1 protein-coding gene is annotated in these 1,234 nt (G+C 51.2%); it reads right to left on the bottom strand.

The window, feature by feature from the left end; translation table 11 throughout:
• Window positions 1-18: 18 nt before the first annotated feature.
• Window positions 19-1,172 (bottom strand): IS3 family transposase gene (locus tag INT33_RS20970; protein WP_193092940.1). Its coding sequence is split into 2 segments (ribosomal slippage): window positions 19-935 and window positions 935-1,172, totalling 1,155 coding nucleotides; the frame shifts between segments, so codons are not numbered across the junction.
• Window positions 1,173-1,234: the final 62 nt, after the last annotated feature.

Below are 1,234 nucleotides of genomic sequence, written 5' to 3'. Positions count from 1 at the left end.
TGAATCGCCCCGGATATTCTAGACACCCGTTAGGCTCTTAAAGTAACGCCTTTCATACTCAACCGGTGACAAGTTATCACTTGTGCCGTGTCGGCGCTTTGGGTTGTAAAACATTTCGATATAATTGAACACGTCGCGTCTAGCCGCTTCCCGTGTCGAATAAATCTGTCGCTTGATCCGCTCTCGCTTGAGGAGTTGAAAAAAGCTCTCAGCAACGGCGTTATCATGACAGTTACCACGCCGACTCATGCTGCCCACCAAGTGATTGGCTTTCAGAAAGCTTTGCCAATCTCCGCTGCTGAATTGGCTTCCTTGATCTGAATGCACCATCACAGTTTCTTGTGGCTTGCGTCGCCAGACTGCCGATAACAAAGCATCCAGCACTAACTCCGTCGTCATACGAGACTTCATCGACCAGCCAACCACTTGACGGGAAAACAGGTCGATCACCACCGCTAAGTAAAGCCAGCCTTCGTACGTTCGGATGTACGTAATATCTGTCACCCAAGCAACATTGGGCGCTGTTACTTCAAACTGACGGTCTAAATGGTTGGGTGATACAACAGCCGGTTTTCCGCCGCCATAGCAGCCAGGGCGTCGTCGATAGCCCGTCTGAGAGCGTAAACCTTCCCTACGCATCAGGCGGGCCACTCGGTGCTTACCGCAGGCTTCGCCAGCCTCACGCAAATCCTGATAGACCTTGCGATAGCCATATACACCGCCACTTTCAAGCCACGCATGCTTGATCAATCCCAATAGACGCTGATCATCCCGGTCTCGATTAGACAGTGCTTTTTTACACCATGCATAGTAGCCACTAGGATGCACGGCCATCATGCGGCACAAGCGCCGTACCGGATATTGACTCGCATGCTTTTGAATAAACGCGTACCTCAGTCGGACTCTCTGGCGAAGTACGCGGTGGCCTTTTTTAATATATCTCGCTCTTCTGACACGCGTTTTAATTCAGCCTTTAAACGACGGTTTTCAGCTTGGAGATCATCGTCTTCTTGCCGTTGTTCTACCGGCTTATCGTAGCGCTTGATCCAGTGGTACAAGCTGTGGCCTGACACGCCCAAACGCTCAGCGACCTCGGCAACTCGATGGCCACGCTCTACCACCTGTTTAACGGCTTCGATTTTGAATTCTTCAGTGTAACGGGGACGGCTCATGGATCCTCCTAGGTACCTTTAGTATAAGGCCTAGAGGTGTCTACGAAACCCGGGGCGATTCA

Source organism: Halomonas colorata, assembly GCF_014897985.1.
Taxonomy (GTDB): domain Bacteria; phylum Pseudomonadota; class Gammaproteobacteria; order Pseudomonadales; family Halomonadaceae; genus Vreelandella; species Vreelandella colorata.
Note: the sequence above shows the minus strand (reverse complement) of the source record. Positions and strands in the feature narration are given on the sequence as shown.